This window comes from Shewanella sp. 5S214 (assembly GCF_041439795.1).
In the GTDB taxonomy this organism is placed as follows: domain Bacteria; phylum Pseudomonadota; class Gammaproteobacteria; order Enterobacterales; family Shewanellaceae; genus Shewanella; species Shewanella vesiculosa.
The window spans coordinates 34,850-51,133 of the sequence record NZ_JBGOOV010000023.1 but is presented as its reverse complement, the minus strand read 5'-3'; the positions used below and the strand labels follow the sequence as shown (position 1 = coordinate 51,133).

Below are 16,284 nucleotides of genomic sequence, written 5' to 3'. Positions count from 1 at the left end.
ACCAAGCGCTTTTTTATGGAAACTTAACGGCGGCAATTAATTTTATTGCTCGCTGCTTAACTCCATAATACCCGCTGCTTTTGAACCAAATAGTTGCTGATGTAAGCGACTTGCAAATCCATCTGTCATGCCAGAAATATAATCGGCAATCACTCGCATTGAATTATTCCCTTCATTGAGCTCCGCTAACCATCGCTCACGAGTATTGACGGGTAAAAGGCGTTCAGGATCTGAGGCAAACGCTTCAAATAATTCCATCACAATTTGTTGGCCTTTGTATTCCAGCATTTGAATTTCCGGTTTACGAATAACGTACTTGAATACTAATTGTTTCAGTACATGTAATGTTGCAGCAAAGTCTGGCTCCAATTCGGCATTATATTTTAATAAGTCTTCGTCAAACTGCGGATTGGCACTAATACCAATCGCGGTGACGAAACCGTTGACTAAGGTACCGATAGCATCTTTACGTAAATGATGCTCATGGGAAAACAGTTTGCCACCAATGCTAGCCATTTCCGATATCAGCCATTGATCTTTGATTTCAGTTAATTGATCGACCACATCGCGTTGCCACTGACGTTGGTTGACAATCCCCATGACAATGGCATCTTCGAGATCGTGTACTGCGTAAGCTATGTCATCAGCCAACTCCATAATCGAGCAATCAAATGATTTATAGCGTGTTTTTAAATGGGGATAATCAAGGTGCGTATGGCTTTGTTCACTGCTGATAAATAATTGCCTGTCAGACTCGGATAATGGCGCTAATACCCAATCAATAATGGGCTTGTCATCATTAAACAATCCTTTCACCGGCGGCCATTCTGAGGGTTTTAATTGACGGTGATTAACGATATCTGGTCGTTGTTGATCCACAAATAACTGCCCATGAGTTGCGGGATATTTCATTACCCCGAGTAACGTTCGGCGGGTCAGGTTCATTCCCCATGAAGGCGTGTAGGGTTCTAAACGAGTTAAAATCCGAAAGGTTTGCCCGTTGCCTTCAAAGCCACCATGATGGCGCATCATGTAATTTAATGCCACTTCACCGCCATGTCCGAAAGGAGGATGGCCTATGTCATGGGCTAAACAAATTGATTCAATAAGGCTCATTGAATTGAGCAAATACCGTAGTTCTGGATATTTCCGCCGTAGTTGAGCAGTAATGCCGGTACCAATTTGTGACACTTCTAATGAATGTGTCAGCCGAGTGCGATAAAAGTCATTCATACCAACGCCAAGCACTTGTGTTTTGGCTTGAAGCCGACGAAATGCAGCTGAATGCAGAATACGGGCGCGATCACGCTGAAATGGACTACGATGATCATTTCGGCGTTGTTTATCTTCACCGAGTAAACGCTGTAGCCAACGGCTGCTCTGTTGTGTATCACTGGACTCGATGGTGTTATCAGGCATAAAATTCCTTTACAGCATTTGATTAATTTCGTCTAAATTCAATGTGAAACTTGGAATAAAACACTCACGGAAATAACCTACAGCAGGGTTAGGGTTGTCGTCTAACATTTGTTCTAAACGTTTACGGGCACTATTAAATTCACTATTACCGGCTTTTTGTTCTTCTAGGCACTTTAAATATGCGCAAAGTGTATCCGCCGCTTTTACAATGGCCTTATATTGTGGGTCGGCTTCTTCACTGATAAACAGACTACGATAATCTTCTCTAAACTCAACCGGGACCATTTCCAGCATACGCTGTTCTGCTATAGCTTCTATTTTTTTATATTCAGCTTCGATTTCTTTATTGAAGTACTTTACTGGTGTCGGTAAGTCGCCGGTCAAAATTTCGCTGGCATCATGATAAATGGCAATCGCAGCCGCTCTATTAGCATCTAAGTCAGTGGCGAATTTTTTATTACTGATGATCACTAAAGCGTGAGCGACCATCGCCACTTGTAGCGAATGCTCTTGAACGTTTTCACGGCGCACGTTATGCATTAACGGCCAACGTTGGATCAGTTTCATCCGTGATAAATGGGCAAATAAATGACTCATGAGACTCCTTACTGCGCTCAATAGTTTGTCTCAGCTTACAGCAGCTTATCGATAAAAAAAAGCGACTGTTCAGTCGCTTAGTATTTTATGGCAGAGATATTGTGTCTATTGACGATAATCTTCTAAGAAATTGCCAAATTCAGTCATTGCTTTAGTTAGATCTTCTTTATACGGTAAAAAAACCACGCGTAAATGATCCGGCTCTGGCCAATTAAAGGCTGTGCCTTGAACTAGCAAAATCTTTTTATTTCTGAGTAAATCTAATACCAAGCGTTCGTCATCGCGTAAATTAAACTTTTTCATGTCTAATTTCGGGAATGCGTACAAGGCACCTTGAGGCTTTTTGCAACTGACACCAGGAATTTGGTTAAGCAATTCATACACAGCATCACGTTGAATCGTTAAACGGCCATTAGGTAATATCAGCTCATTAATGGACTGATAGCCGCCCAATGCGGTTTGAATCGCATGTTGATTGGGTACGTTGGCGCACAAGCGCATTGAAGCAAGCATTTCTAAACCTTCAATGTAGCTTTTAGCGGCTTTTAAATTACCCGATAACATCATCCAACCCACACGAAAGCCTGCGGCGCGATATGCTTTCGATAAGCCATTAAAGGTGATGGTTAAAATATCATCAGACAAGCCTGCTGCAGGAATATGTTTAGCTTCGTCATAGAGAATTTTATCGTAAATTTCATCAGCAAATAAAATCAAATCGTGCTGGCGACATAGCTCAATAACTTGCAACAACAACTCTTTACTGTACACAGCACCAGTAGGGTTGTTTGGATTGATTAATACTATCGCGCGGGTGCGACTACTAATTTTACTATTAATGTCATCTAAGTCAGGAAACCAATCCGCTTCCTCATCACACCGATAATGCACTGCTTTGCCGCCAGCGAGGTTTGCAGCTGCTGTCCATAACGGGTAATCAGGTGAGGGGATAAGGACTTCATCATCAGTATTGAGCAATCCTTGCATAGCCATGACGATAAGTTCTGACACACCATTACCAATATAGATATCTTCAATATCAACCCCAAAAATACCCTGTGCTTGATAATGTTGCACAATTGCTTTGCGGGCAGAAAATAAGCCTTTTGACTCACAATATCCTTGAGCACTTGGCAGATTTAAAATAACGTCACGCACAATTTCTTCTGGCGCTTCAAATCCAAACGGGGCCGGGTTACCGATATTAAGCTTTAAGATACGATGACCTTCGTCTTCTAAACGGCGGGCTTCTTTGTGCACTGGTCCACGGATATCGTAGCAAACAGAGTCAAGTTTATTGGATTTGATAATGGGTCGCATACTACTCTCAATAACTAAATACGGCTTAAGTTAGCGAACCATAACGAATTTATCGTTATTGTGAAAGGGGCAAATGGGTAAAAATGATAATAATATCAGTCAAAAATACTGTTTTTTGGGCTAAATTAGGCTTTGCTTCAGTGTTTTGTGCTGTTTATGACGCTGTTTTTAGCGGTGATATAGGGTTTAATAACAAAAAAGCCAGCACGTAGTGCTGGCTTTTAATGAGTTGACTTGTGTTATTACTATTTTACTAATAACCCAAGTTAACTGGCGATTAAACGCGCTTTTTGAACTCGCCTGTACGAGTATCAATTTCGATCTTGTCACCCACTTTAACAAAGTCAGCTACCGTAATAGTACCACCACCAGTGATGGTAGCTGGCTTCATTACTTTGCCTGAAGTGTCGCCACGAGCAGAAGGCTCGGTGTAGATAACTTCACGTACAATGTGAACTGGTAATTCAACAGAAATTGCTTTCTCGTTGTAGAAAGTCACTTGGCAAACGTCTTCCATACCATCAATGATATAGTCAGCAGCATCACCTAAGTTATCAGCTTCTACATCATACTGGTTGTATTCTTCATCCATGAATACATACATAGGGTCAGCAAAGTAAGAGTAAGTACAATCAAGACGTTCTAAAATGATATCGTCTAACTTGTCTTCACCTTTAAAGGTTTGTTCAGTACCAGAATCTAGCAATACGTTCTTTAATTTTAACTTAACGATTGCAGCGTTACGGCCAGAACGAGTTGTTTCAGTCTTCTGAACAACCCATGGGCTGCCATCTAACATGATCACGTTACCAGGACGGATTTCATGAGCAGTTTTCATTTCACTATTTCCTATATATTTGGACTTTTTTTATTTATAGAGCAGTATCTTAGCAATTGTTAACGAATTGAACGAGTCGACTCGCAAGATCTGCATCATTTAACGCGTTAATTGGCCATTTAATCGCATGGTGCGTTAAAGGCAAACTAACAGAATTTAACTGTTGCCAGTGCATTACTACCGAGTTTGTATCACCACAGTTGAAGGCCGAATTCACCTCAGACCAAGTGGTAGCAATTTCTGGAGCAAGATTATCGCAGTAAATTTGCATAAAAGCTTGTAATTTTACCAGGTGATAATCATCTTCTTGAGGATAAATGTGCCATATAAAGGGTTTTGCGGCCCATTGAGCACGTAAAAACGAATCTTCACCCCGCACAATATTAAAATCACAGCTCCATAGCAAGCGATCAAAGTCATTTTGATCTGTCATAGGCAATATATGTATGGTTAGGTTGCCAAGAGTAAATTGTTGACCGGGCATCAAATCTGCAATGGCGCAAGGCAATAAACTGGATAAACTATATAAACTACGGCCTTTAGGGATAAGCGCATGGATGGGTGTTGGCGATGCTTGCCATAATTCACACAGCGCAGTTAACGCGGGAGTTTCATAACTGAAAACACTGATTACCCTATCTTGAGCATTAATACCCTGCAAACCTAGTTGCTCGAATAATGCTAATTTATGTTTCGGATCGGCTTGCCATTGATCTCGTTGCTTGAACAATTGTGTTTCACAAATCAGTCCGCCAGTTTTAGGGCTAAATCCTGGAAAGTAAAACCACTTCTTAACACCATTGGGCTGTGTTGATGGTAGTCCATGACAGCCATCAACCCATTTTTCAGCGCTTAAATATTCAAGGTTTAACCAAATAGGCATCTGAGTATCTGGCTGAATATGTAACTGGCCAATAATAGATTTAACCTGTGATGGTAATTCACAAGCAAAGGCTTCTATTATCACAGCACCAGCTTCATACTCTATTTTAATTGGAGTTTCCCAGTGAAAAATATTCACACCATTAAATTCTTGCTGGCTTTTTGCAGGATTGAGCAAGGGTAAAATATGAGAAAAACTCAATAGATCGTCGACCCATAAATTAATGGGTATGCCATATTCGCTTGCCAATTGTTTAGCTAAACGCCAAGTTACACCTATGTCGCCGTAGTTATCAACCACGGTACAAAAGATATCCCAATGAGGGGGTAATGGGTTTGAATGATGGACTGACATATTAATAGTTACTTAATCGTTAAACCTAAACTATAGGCATAAAAAAGCGGCAATAAAGCCGCTTTCAATCACAAAACTAATCTGATGATGTGGGTTAGTCTTCTAACTCAGCTAAACACATTTCTTCATATATCTGCTTAACCCAACCGTCAACACGTTCTTCGGTAAGTTCTGGCTGACGATCCTCGTCAATCCCTAAACCAACAAAGTGCTTGTCATCAGCCATGCCTTTAGATGCTTCAAAGTTATAACTTTCTGATGGCCAATTACCAATAATAATGCCACCACGAGCTTCAACGATGTCTCGTATCATGCCCATAGCATCAAGGAAGTATTCAGCATAATCTTCTTGGTCACCACAACCAAAAATAGCGACTAGTTTATCGGTGAAGTCGATTTGCTCAAGTTCCGGGAAAAAATCATCCCAATCACACTGTGCTTCGCCGTAATACCAAGTTGGAATACCAAACATAAGCAAATCGTATTCAGCAATTTGCTCTTTAGTACTCTTGGCGATGTCTTTGACATCTAACATGCTTTTACCCAGTTTTTTCTGGATCATTTTGGCTACAGCTTCGGTGTTGCCAGTGTCGCTACCGAAAAAAAGACCTACAGTTGCCATTGTCTATCCTTTAAATATCTAGTTCGCGTTGTGCGATGTTCTAAAAACGTCTCAGTTGTCGAGTTGCTGTTGCAGAATAAATTCGATTAACTGGCTACGGCTGATGTTACTGTTCAAAGCTTGTTGGTTCAAGGCATCATATAAATCTTGTGACACCTTTAACTCTATTCGTTTTAAACCGTTAGCGCGATCACGCTGAATTTGGTTACGCTTATTGATCTTTAATTGCTGCTCACGAGACAGTGGGTTACTTCTCGGACGCCCACGGCGAGTTTCTGCGGCAAAAAGGTCAATAGTCGTTCTATCTGTTGTTTCTTTTGCCATTGTACTCTTTAACCGATCCCAGAGCCTTCCCAGGTCATCTGAATAATACCTTTTGCAATAAACCCGGCGCAGCCGAGGAATAACACTGCCCAAACAATATATCGACCAAATTTGGGGACGTCACCCTGTTTAAGCACATCATGGATAGCCATGCCGATAAAAAAGAATATCGATGCAAAAAACAGGTTTAAGCCAACCGCTTCAATTTGATCCATGTATTGGTTTAACATACTTCTACCTTCGCGATTAAGTGTCTGGCGAAAAGAGGGCGCGAATATATCACATCAGGATACGATCGGCTATGTACAAAAAGGGAAATATTAAAAATTTACCCTTGGTTTTGTTCAATAAACTCAGACACGATACGGTTAAATATCTCTGGCTTTTGAGCATGTAACCAATGACCTGTGCCATTTAATGTTTTCGCGCTGGCATGTGGAAATTGACGCATGATCTCATCGCGATGTTCAGCCGTGACATAATTTGACTCACCGCCACGGATAAATAATGCAGGTTTATCGAAATGATTGTCGTCTGTTAACGGTAATGTCCAGCCAATAATACGATCATAAGATTCAATTAGCCCAGTTAAATTCATTTTCCATTCAAAACCGCTATCAGTGCGTTGCAGATTCTTAAGTAGAAACTGCGATGTTGGTTCATCAATACCGGCAGACGTTAAATGTACTAAGGCAGATTTGCGCGTGGTATTGGCGTTTAATTCTAAACTGGTTAGGCCTGCAAACACGATTTGATGTCTTGGGCTGTAAGCAACAGGTGCGATATCGGCAACAACCAAGCTTATAACTCGCTCAGGATGTAGCAGTGCCATTGCCATGGCAATTTTACCACCCATTGAGTGGCCAACCACATGGGCTTGTGTAAGATGTAATTCATCGAGAACATCTATCATGGCATCAGCCAACTGTGGGTAGTCCATCTGATCCCAATGCTCACTTAAGCCATGATTGGGGACGTCAACCCGAATAACTTGATGTTGTTGTTCAAGTACACTACCGAGATTTTTTAGATTATCAAGATTGCCAAATAGCCCGTGAATAAGTAGGACGGCTTCACCTTGACCAGAAGATACGAAATGCATAACGCAATAAGCTCATTGGGACAATTTGTACGGCAGATTTTGCTGTAATGAGCCAATCAAATCAAGTCATCATAACGATAGTGACCATTGTTGATGATATTTTACCCGCCTTTTGATAAATTTTTAAGAATATAGGCCATTTAATGATTTTGTGACTTTATTAGTTGGTTAAGCTTGGCTTACACTGAAGCCATAATTTTTGATCGCATTAGTAATAGGCGATCTGCGCTCCCGAATTACCAAGCGCCAGTCAAATAATGGCGACAGTAGTACAAAGACCGATAGAAAAAGGATGACTCTGATGAAATACATTGAGATTGACGAAGAACTTTATCGCTTTATTGCCAGTAAGACTGAACGCATTGGCGAAAGCGCTTCGGATATTTTACGTCGTTTACTGAACTTGTCAGTTGAAAATGTCGATATAAGTTTACCCGCTTCCATCAGTCAGCCTAGTTTAGAATCTGAATCAGCAGCTAGTCATCATCCGGTTTTTAACCAAGCAAAAGCTGCTGTTGAAAAAATCATTGCTGAACAAAATAGCACTGGCCAATACAATCTTGCAGATGAACAAACATCGTCGCCAGCAACGATTGATTTTGATGCTATTGTTAGTCAGCATTTGTTGAGCCAGCAAAAAGGTGCAGTAGGGCGTTTTATGCACTTATTAGCCAGTCTTGAAACCACAGCTCGCAGTGACTTTGATAAAGTACTGAATGTACAAGGGAAAGGGCGCTTGTATTTTGCTCGTTCTAAACAAGCGCTACTCAATTCTAGTCAATCTTCTAATCCAAAAGAAATCGCTGCTAGCGGGTTCTGGGTGACAACCAATAACAATACTGCCAAAAAACAAACGATATTAACTGAAGTATTAGAGCATTTAGGTTGCGATAGTGAACGAGCCAAGAGTATCGCTGAACACATTTAATGTTTGAATTTTGTTGAGAATTATATTTTTCATTTACTAACAGGAGACCATTCGTGGCCATTCACACACGCGCAGGGCAGCAAGCTTTACAAACGGATTTAGTGAATATTCCTAAATTAATGAGTCATTATTATCGCATTATTCCAAACGTGGAAGACGTGCAGCAAAAAGTGACGTTTGGCACTTCAGGCCATCGTGGTTGTGCCTATACCGCTAGTTTTAATCAAAACCACATATGGGCTATCACCCAAGCTGTGGTTGATTATCGTATTTCAGCCAATATTACCGGGCCAATGATTGTTGGTTTTGACACTCATGCACTGTCTTATGCGGCGTTTATGTCCGTCATTGAAGTATTAACGGCTAACCAAGTCAAAGTATTAATTCAACAAGATGACGGTTTTACCCCGACACCTGTCGTATCTCAAGCAATTGTTCGTGCCAATTCGTCTGCACCTGCTGCCTTAATCGATGGCTTAATCATTACACCTTCGCACAATCCTCCACAAGATGGTGGCATTAAGTACAATCCACCTCATGGTGGACCTGCTGAAGGTGAAATTACTAAAATCATCGAAACAAAAGCTAATGAATATCTAGCCAATCAGCTGTCAGGCGTTAAAAAAGTCAATTACGGTGTCGCGGTTAAATCCGGCTGGATTGATGAAGTCGATTTTATTGCACCTTATGTTGAATCTCTTGCTGAAGTGATTGATATGGAGGCGATTAAAAAAGCCAACATTCGAATAGGTGTTGATCCTTTAGGTGGGTCAGGTATTTATTATTGGCAACACATTGCGACACAATATGGTCTTGATATCACCTTAGTTAATGACAAAGTTGATCCTACTTTTGGCTTTATGCCATTAGATAAAGACGGCAAAATCCGCATGGATTGCTCCTCTCCTTATGCGATGGCAGGCTTATTAGCCTTCAGCGAAGATTATGATTTATGTGTTGGTAATGACCCAGATTATGACCGCCACGGTATTGTGTGCCCGGGATTTGGTTTGATGAACCCGAATCATTACCTAGCTGTTGCGATAGATTATTTAATGACCCATCGTCCGCAATGGTCAGAGTCGTTAGCTGTTGGTAAAACCTTAGTATCAAGCGCGATGATCGACAGGGTTTGTAATGCCTTAGGCCGTCATTGTTTAGAAGTACCAGTTGGTTTTAAATGGTTTGTTGATGGCTTAGCCCAAAGCACCATAGCATTTGGCGGTGAAGAAAGTGCCGGTGCCGCTTTTTTAAAGCGTGATGGCAGTACTTGGTGTACCGATAAAGATGGTTTTATTTTAGCCTTGCTTGCGGCGGAGATTTTAGCAGTAACCGGTAAAACACCCGCTCAGCGTTATCAAGAGTTAACGACCAAGTTTGGCGAGAGTTTTTATACTCGTATTGATAGCCCTATTAGCCTTAAGAAAAAGGCCAAGTTTGAGCAATTAAATCGTGATAGTTTCACTGACACTCAATTAGCGGGTGAACCCATTACGGCTATTTTAAGCCACGCACCTGGCAATAATGCCGCCATTGGTGGCATTAAAGTCACTACCGAAAATGGCTGGTTTGCTGCGCGTCCATCAGGTACTGAAGCCTTGTTTAAAATCTACGCCGAAAGCTTTATTAGTCAGCAGCATTTGGATGACATTATTACTCAAGCACAGACTATGATTGACCAAGCCTTAAAAGGCTAAGTTTACTGTTAGTTGTTTAATAAATATAAAAAGCACTGATTTTCAGTGCTTTTTTTGCTTCTATTGATGCGTTTTTTTGTCAGTATGTGCCAGCGGCATCGAATATTAAGCGAGTACCAGTGAAAGTGAAAATGGATTTTGAAGTAAAGCGAATGAATTGATCTTGAGGTTACTTAACCTGTATTGAGCGATTTAACCCAAAATAACAACAGGGCAGAATAATACATTCTGCCCTGTTGTTATTTTACAAACTAAACATTATTACTGACGATAGTCACTACGCTAAGTCAAATCGATCAGCATTCATGACTTTAGTCCATGCTTTAACAAAGTCTTTAACAAACTTTTCTTTTGCGTCATCTTGAGCATAGACTTCTGCATAAGAGCGTAAAATAGAGTTTGAGCCGAAGACCAAATCAACACGCGTCGCAGACCACTTCATCTTGCCTGTTTTGCGATCGATGATGTAATACAGGTTATCGTCGGCAGGTTTCCATGTGTATGACATATCGGTTAAATTTACAAAAAAGTCATTCGATAATACGCCTACATTATCGGTAAATACGCCGTGTTTAGTATTGTCATAGTTAGTACCTAGTACTCGCATACCGCCGACCAAGACCGTCATTTCATGAGCGGTTAGGCCCATTAATTGAGTACGATCGAGCATCATTTCTTCAGGCTGAACAATGTAGTCCTTCTTTTGCCAATTACGATAAGCATCGTGTAATGGCTCTAACACTTCAAACGACTCAATATCGGTTTGCTCTGCAGTGGCGTCACCACGACCAGGAGCAAATGGCACAGTAATCTTAACCCCTGCTGCGTGAGCTGCTTTTTCAACCGCAGCGGTTCCGCCTAGGACGATTAAGTCGGCCATACTCACAGGTTTTGTTAGTCCAGCTTGAATGTCAGTTAGGGTATCTAACACTTTATTTAATCTTGTGGGTTCATTGCCTTGCCAGTCTTTTTGCGGCGCTAAACGAATACGCGCCCCATTGGCTCCACCGCGATAATCTGAACCTCGGAAAGTTCGGGCACTGTCCCAAGCTGTCGCCACGAGTTCAGCAATGCTTAATTCACTGGATAAAATTTTAGCTTTAAGCTCAGTGATTTCTTGTTCACTTAAGCTGTAATCGACTTGTGGAATAGGGTCTTGCCAAATAAGATCTTCCGCAGGCACATCAGTTCCAAGGTAACGACTTTTAGGACCTAAATCACGGTGAGTCAGTTTAAACCACGCGCGGGCAAACACCTCTGAGAAATAGGCAGGGTCTTGATAAAAACGGTCTGAAATTTTGCGATATTCAGGATCCATTTTCATCGCCATATCAGCATCGGTCATAATTGGACTTAAGCGAATAGATGGGTCTTCAACATCAACCGGTTTATGTTCTTCCTTGATGTCGATAGGTTGCCATTGCCATGCACCAGCCGGACTCTTTTTCAGTTCCCACTCGTAGTTAAGCAGTAATTCAAAGTAGCCGTTATCCCATTGAGTAGGATGGGTTGTCCAGGCACCTTCGATTCCACTGGAAACGGTATCTCGGCCTATGCCTCGACTGGTTTTATTTAACCAACCAAAGCCTTGGTCTTCTAATTCAGCACCTTCAGGTTCGGCTTGTAAATTGTCGACATTGCCATTACCGTGACATTTACCAACAGTATGTCCACCAGCGGTTAATGCGACGGTTTCTTCGTCATTCATTGCCATACGTTCAAAAGTAGTGCGAATATCATGGGCGGTTTTTAATGGATCAGGATTACCATCAACACCTTCAGGGTTGACGTAAATTAATCCCATCATTACGGCTGCTAATGGATTTTCAAGATCTCTTTCACCAGAATAGCGGCTGTGCTCTGAACCGCTTGGGGCAAGCCATTTTTTTTCAGATCCCCAATAAATATCTGTTTCTGGATGCCATATATCGGCGCGGCCGCCAGCAAAACCAAATGTTTTTAGCCCCATCGACTCATAAGCTACGTTACCGGATAAAATGATCAAATCAGCCCAAGAGAGTTTATTGCCATATTTCTTTTTGATCGGCCAAAGTAGTCTGCGCGCTTTATCGAGGTTAACGTTATCAGGCCAGCTATTGATTGGTGCAAAGCGTTGATTGCCAGTCCCTGCGCCACCGCGACCATCAGCAATTCGATATGTGCCTGCAGAATGCCAAGCCATGCGGATCATTAATCCACCATAATGGCCCCAATCTGCTGGCCACCAATCCTTACTGTCTGTCATTAAAGTGGTTAAATCGTGTTTTACAGCAGCGAGATCGAGGCTTTTGAATGCTTCGCTGTAATTAAACGTCGGATCCATTGGATCCGTCTTTTTGTCATGCTGATGGAGAATATCGAGATTGATCGCTTTAGGCCACCAATCCATGTTATGGCTATCGTTTGAAGTATTGCTGCCATGCATAACAGGGCACTTACCTTGACTATGTTGTACTTTGTCCATGAGATTTCCCTTTATCACTAGAGTAGCTTAATTTTGATATATCATTGGATGACAAGCTCAGGCTAACTGACTGTGGTTACTAATTAAAGCGACTTTTTCCGGTTCAGTTAATCGCTTTTATTGATACATAAAAGTAAGCCGTTGATTCAAGTTTGCGCTAACGTAATAAACTCAGTCTAGTTATCAATACCATAAATGCGCCAGTAAATAACATCATGATGGAAATATACCGTCGGTTTTGCCAAGTCATAATGTTTACACTGTTTATCAACAGGCCCTAATGAGAGCCAAGATTCAACACCATTAACCTTTTAAAGCCGCTGTGACTGACATGTTTTATGCCAATGCCATTTAGCGGGTTAGGTTTAAATACATCATTAGCCTTAACGATAAGCATTGTTGAGGCAACTATCTGGATGTAGAACCAGTTCTTATTGCATTGAGGAAGTAAAAATAGATGAGTTTTATTAACGGCTAGCGCATTGTCTAGGTGATACACATAAAAATGGCTAACCCAATACAGGTTAGCCATTGAAGCGATAATACACTATAGCAGTTGTGCCAAAAGGTTGTTGCTTTAGAGTGATCAATAATCTTTAAATCAAATACTTAAGGGTGACTTTTGGTAGGATTTTATCCACGATAACCAAATAATTTTTGTTCCATGATTGCTTTGCTTACGGCTTCCGGAACGGCGTTAATCCAATCGCCTTGACCGCGGCAAATTTGTTGTAAAATTTCTCGCGAGAAAATATTAAATAAATCAGGGTTGCTCGACTCAATACTGGTGATAAAGCCATTATCGAGAACATGACGGAATAAATAGCGCAGATTATTGGGGACACTAATGGTCGTTAAGTTATTCAGATCACCTTTTTCATCTCGTTCAGGGTAAACGAATAAGCGCGTGTTATCGGGGAATAATTTACCGAATGCTTCGAGTATTCCGCCTTCCATACCGCGATAATATTCTTCATCAAAAATTTGTTTAATATTAACCATACCGACCACAATGCCGATTTGTAATTGGGTGTATTGGCGGAAATAGGCTCGTAACGAGAAATATCGGGTATAGTCGGACACCATGACATTGTAGCCGAGTAAATTAAGTAACTTGACCCGTTCCATAATGTCTTTTTCAGACATGTTGGCATCTTTACCGCTCAAGTCATTTAAGGATATTTCAGCAATCAATACGGTACTTTTATCTGTTACACCATCGAGTAAGGAAAAGGCTTTATAGCCTTGTTCGATCATATCGACATTAAGTTTTGTTACTGGCTTAAATGAACCTCGAATGGTTAATACGTTCTTTTTGTAAAGCATGTCAGCAGGAACTGCGACACTGCCATCCGCTTTAAACATAATGGCGCGCGTTTTCCAACTGCGAATAAGATGAATATTCTTGGCTTGATTGTCGACATCTTCAAAGTAGGGCCCTTGAAAGTCGATACAATCAATCTCAATTCGATTAGCTTTCATGTTATCGGTTAATGAATCGATAATCATTTTAGGATCTTCAAAATAGTAATAACTGGCGTAAATGAGGTTGACCCCTAAAATCCCTAATGCTTGTTGTTGTGCTTCAGCGGTATCGTCAAACATACGCACATGAACAACAATATTAGACGGCTCTGCCCCCGGGTACATTTGAATTCGCACACCACACCATGCATGACATTCATTTTTACGATTAAAGCTCTTGGCTGAGACAGTTGCTGCGTAGGTAAAATAACGCGAAGACTTAGAGCGAATAGCTCCTACACGGTCAACAACGAGATCAAATTCTTGCTCCATCATTGCCAATACGCGTGCTTTACTGACATAACGACCATCTTCTTGAACACCGTAAATAGCGTCAGAAAATTTCATATCATAGGCCGACATGGTTTTCGCTATCGTACCCGCAGCAGCACCAGCGACAAAAAAGTTACGTGCGACTTCTTGTCCTGCACCAATTTCAACTATAGTGCCGTACTTTTTCTCGTCTAGGTTTAAACGAAGAGCTTTTTCTTTTGTGCCACGGGAACTGACTTGCTTATCCATAATATCTCCACACGATAAAACATTGGTATCTTAAGATTACTGCTAACAATGTTATAGCAAGTTAAAATATCCGCTAGTGCTGAAAGGATATTTGTGGCGATAAATTAATAATTTAACCTTTTTGAATAGCTTATAGATGTTTATTGCGACACTTTTGATCATCGTCAACCGTGAGGAGCGCGTTAATAGCATGATTGCCGCAACCATACACGTTGCGGCTTTATAACTTTATTATCTAGGTACATCCATCATGGTTTGTAAAAATACCGCAGAAAAGGGGGCTTTTTGCTGTTTTTTAATTTGAGGACTTAAGCCATTTTCAAACAACACAAATAAATAGTTATGACCATTACTCACATTCACTCTACCGGCCAAGTTTGCAATTCCTAGCATACTGCCGGTTTTTGCAAATACATGATGTTTGAGTGGTGATTTATTAAAATAACGTTTGTAGCGTAAGGTGCCACTGACACCTGACTCTGGAAGTAAATCGAGCAAGAATCGGTATTCTGGTTGTTGATATATGACGGTGAGTACACTTAATACGTGTTCTGGTGTGAGCAAGTTATAGCGTGATAAACCTGAACCATCGGCAATGTTTGCCGTCGATAAGTCGATACCTATCGAGTACAGAATGGTTTTCAATGCCTGGCCACTGCGAGAAAAGTCGCTTGGGGTTTGATAATACACCTCACCGAGTTTTTTTAATAAACTGTCGGCAATTAAATTATCCGATTCGAGTAACATGGTTTCTAGCAATTGCGGTAAAGCATCAGATTGATGGCTGGCAATAACTTGTCGTTGAGCCATAAACTTGGGCTGCTTGTTCATCTTAATTGTCGTAATGGGGTGGTTATAGCTAATTCCTAAAGATTCGAGTTGTTTAGCTATGATGTGCTGAGCGTAAATTTGCGGATCGCTAATGGCTATTGCTAAAGGTAATGACTTAGCTCCGACATGACAACCGCTTAGGTGATAGCGATTATTATCGAAACGACTTAAGGTTAACTGACACTGGGGTACTGACTCAGTGAGGTATGCAGGCAGAGTATTGGCCACTGGTAATGTAACGGCGGGCTTTACCACTGGGTTGTCTATGGTAGGTGAAACAAAATATGCGTCATTAGTGATGTCAATTGGGCGGTTTCCCATCATGGTGATTTTCGCCACTTTATTGTAACCATTGGTGGATAATCGACCATAGACGCAATTTTTATTAATGATAAAAGGTGAGATTGGCGCAGCGTAGCAAATCCCTAAATCGTCCCATACCCAGCCAGGAGCCTGTAATTGGCTGTCTTGTTCGCTCGCCAACATAATATTCCCGGTAAGTTTTGTGATCCCCAACGTGCTTAAGGATCCAAGAAGTTGATGTAAATCTTGGAATGTTAAGGTTGGATCGCCACTGAATTCGATATAAATGTCACCAGAATAAACCCCATTGCTAATCTGAGTTTTATCCAGCGGTTGTTCGGCTAAGGTTATGAGTTGGGTTTGATAGCTAAATTGTTTACCGAGTTGCTTGGTTGCTGCCAATGCGGTTAACAGTTTTTGAACACTAGCAGGTTGCATTAATGATTGATTATTATATTGAAATACTGTTTTTTGACTGGTCATATCCCACACGGTAATGCCCAGTTGTGAATGTATCGGCTTTAATAGTTGCAACATATTATCCAGATACAGGGCT

Annotated in this window: 14 protein-coding genes; 2 read left to right on the top strand and 12 right to left on the bottom strand. The window is 41.1% G+C overall.

The window, feature by feature from the left end; genetic code table 11:
- Window positions 1-42 precede the first annotated feature (42 nt).
- The 9 genes from ACED29_RS15245 to ACED29_RS15205 form a co-directional block, all read right to left on the bottom strand.
- A complete protein-coding gene (locus ACED29_RS15245; protein ID WP_371698012.1) occupies window positions 43-1,419 on the bottom strand; it encodes an anti-phage deoxyguanosine triphosphatase in 1,377 nt (458 codons plus the stop codon).
- 9 nt (window positions 1,420-1,428) lie between these two features.
- Window positions 1,429-2,016, bottom strand: coding sequence for a 5'-deoxynucleotidase (gene yfbR, locus ACED29_RS15240; RefSeq protein WP_347689874.1), 588 nt, complete (start codon window positions 2,014-2,016; stop codon window positions 1,429-1,431).
- A 105-nt stretch (window positions 2,017-2,121) separates the two neighbouring features.
- On the bottom strand, window positions 2,122-3,336 hold the full coding sequence (locus tag ACED29_RS15235; RefSeq protein ID WP_182697430.1) for a pyridoxal phosphate-dependent aminotransferase: 1,215 nt from the start codon (window positions 3,334-3,336) through the stop codon (window positions 2,122-2,124).
- Between the two features lie 277 nt (window positions 3,337-3,613).
- Window positions 3,614-4,174 carry an elongation factor P gene (gene efp / locus ACED29_RS15230; protein ID WP_124014963.1) on the bottom strand — a complete coding sequence of 187 codons (561 nt, stop codon included), beginning with the start codon at window positions 4,172-4,174 and terminating at the stop codon, window positions 3,614-3,616.
- Window positions 4,175-4,223: 49 nt separating this feature from the next.
- Entirely contained in the window at window positions 4,224-5,411 is a 1,188-nt protein-coding gene (gene earP / locus ACED29_RS15225) for an elongation factor P maturation arginine rhamnosyltransferase EarP (RefSeq protein WP_371698011.1), read from the bottom strand.
- A gap of 94 nt (window positions 5,412-5,505) precedes the next feature.
- Entirely contained in the window at window positions 5,506-6,033 is a 528-nt protein-coding gene (fldA, locus tag ACED29_RS15220; protein ID WP_124014961.1) for a flavodoxin FldA, read from the bottom strand.
- A 51-nt stretch (window positions 6,034-6,084) separates the two neighbouring features.
- Window positions 6,085-6,357 carry a LexA regulated protein gene (ybfE, locus tag ACED29_RS15215; protein WP_011637372.1) on the bottom strand — a complete coding sequence of 91 codons (273 nt, stop codon included), beginning with the start codon at window positions 6,355-6,357 and terminating at the stop codon, window positions 6,085-6,087.
- A gap of 8 nt (window positions 6,358-6,365) precedes the next feature.
- On the bottom strand, window positions 6,366-6,587 hold the full coding sequence (locus ACED29_RS15210) for a DUF2788 domain-containing protein (RefSeq protein WP_124014960.1): 222 nt from the start codon (window positions 6,585-6,587) through the stop codon (window positions 6,366-6,368).
- 98 nt (window positions 6,588-6,685) lie between these two features.
- Window positions 6,686-7,459, bottom strand: a complete 774-nt coding sequence (locus tag ACED29_RS15205; protein WP_182741804.1) for an alpha/beta fold hydrolase — start codon at window positions 7,457-7,459, stop codon at window positions 6,686-6,688.
- A gap of 301 nt (window positions 7,460-7,760) precedes the next feature.
- Between ACED29_RS15205 and seqA the strand changes: the two genes are divergently transcribed.
- Together seqA and pgm are read left to right on the top strand one after the other, a co-directional pair.
- Complete coding sequence (gene seqA, locus ACED29_RS15200; protein WP_124014958.1) at window positions 7,761-8,387, top strand: replication initiation negative regulator SeqA; 627 nt, start codon at window positions 7,761-7,763, stop codon at window positions 8,385-8,387.
- 53 nt (window positions 8,388-8,440) lie between these two features.
- Window positions 8,441-10,084: a phosphoglucomutase (alpha-D-glucose-1,6-bisphosphate-dependent) gene (gene pgm / locus ACED29_RS15195; RefSeq protein ID WP_182723785.1), complete on the top strand. Its 1,644-nt coding sequence runs from the start codon at window positions 8,441-8,443 to the stop codon at window positions 10,082-10,084.
- 277 nt (window positions 10,085-10,361) lie between these two features.
- Here the strand turns inward: pgm and katG are convergent, their stop codons facing one another.
- From katG to dacB, 3 genes are all read right to left on the bottom strand, one after another.
- Window positions 10,362-12,548, bottom strand: a complete 2,187-nt coding sequence (gene katG, locus ACED29_RS15190) for a catalase/peroxidase HPI (RefSeq protein WP_371698010.1) — start codon at window positions 12,546-12,548, stop codon at window positions 10,362-10,364.
- Window positions 12,549-13,181: 633 nt separating this feature from the next.
- On the bottom strand, window positions 13,182-14,594 hold the full coding sequence (locus tag ACED29_RS15185; RefSeq protein ID WP_124014954.1) for a TonB-dependent receptor: 1,413 nt from the start codon (window positions 14,592-14,594) through the stop codon (window positions 13,182-13,184).
- Window positions 14,595-14,825: 231 nt separating this feature from the next.
- Entirely contained in the window at window positions 14,826-16,265 is a 1,440-nt protein-coding gene (gene dacB, locus ACED29_RS15180) for a D-alanyl-D-alanine carboxypeptidase/D-alanyl-D-alanine-endopeptidase (protein WP_371698009.1), read from the bottom strand.
- Between the last annotated feature and the right edge of the window lie 19 nt (window positions 16,266-16,284).

Bases quoted from the DNA above. Each gene is read 5' to 3' on its own strand.
- katG (WP_371698010.1), bottom strand. From the start codon at position 12,548: ATGGACAAAGTACAACATAGTCAAGGTAAGTGCCCTGTTATGCATGGC.
- earP (WP_371698011.1), bottom strand. From the start codon at position 5,411: ATGTCAGTCCATCATTCAAACCCATTACCCCCTCATTGGGATATCTTT.
- ACED29_RS15235 (WP_182697430.1), bottom strand. From the start codon at position 3,336: ATGCGACCCATTATCAAATCCAATAAACTTGACTCTGTTTGCTACGAT.
- yfbR (WP_347689874.1), bottom strand. From the start codon at position 2,016: ATGAGTCATTTATTTGCCCATTTATCACGGATGAAACTGATCCAACGT.
- ybfE (WP_011637372.1), bottom strand. From the start codon at position 6,357: ATGGCAAAAGAAACAACAGATAGAACGACTATTGACCTTTTTGCCGCA.
- efp (WP_124014963.1), bottom strand. From the start codon at position 4,174: ATGAAAACTGCTCATGAAATCCGTCCTGGTAACGTGATCATGTTAGAT.
- dacB (WP_371698009.1), bottom strand. From the start codon at position 16,265: ATGTTGCAACTATTAAAGCCGATACATTCACAACTGGGCATTACCGTG.
- ACED29_RS15185 (WP_124014954.1), bottom strand. From the start codon at position 14,594: ATGGATAAGCAAGTCAGTTCCCGTGGCACAAAAGAAAAAGCTCTTCGT.
- seqA (WP_124014958.1), top strand. From the start codon at position 7,761: ATGAAATACATTGAGATTGACGAAGAACTTTATCGCTTTATTGCCAGT.
- ACED29_RS15210 (WP_124014960.1), bottom strand. From the start codon at position 6,587: ATGTTAAACCAATACATGGATCAAATTGAAGCGGTTGGCTTAAACCTG.
- fldA (WP_124014961.1), bottom strand. From the start codon at position 6,033: ATGGCAACTGTAGGTCTTTTTTTCGGTAGCGACACTGGCAACACCGAA.
- ACED29_RS15245 (WP_371698012.1), bottom strand. From the start codon at position 1,419: ATGCCTGATAACACCATCGAGTCCAGTGATACACAACAGAGCAGCCGT.
- ACED29_RS15205 (WP_182741804.1), bottom strand. From the start codon at position 7,459: ATGCATTTCGTATCTTCTGGTCAAGGTGAAGCCGTCCTACTTATTCAC.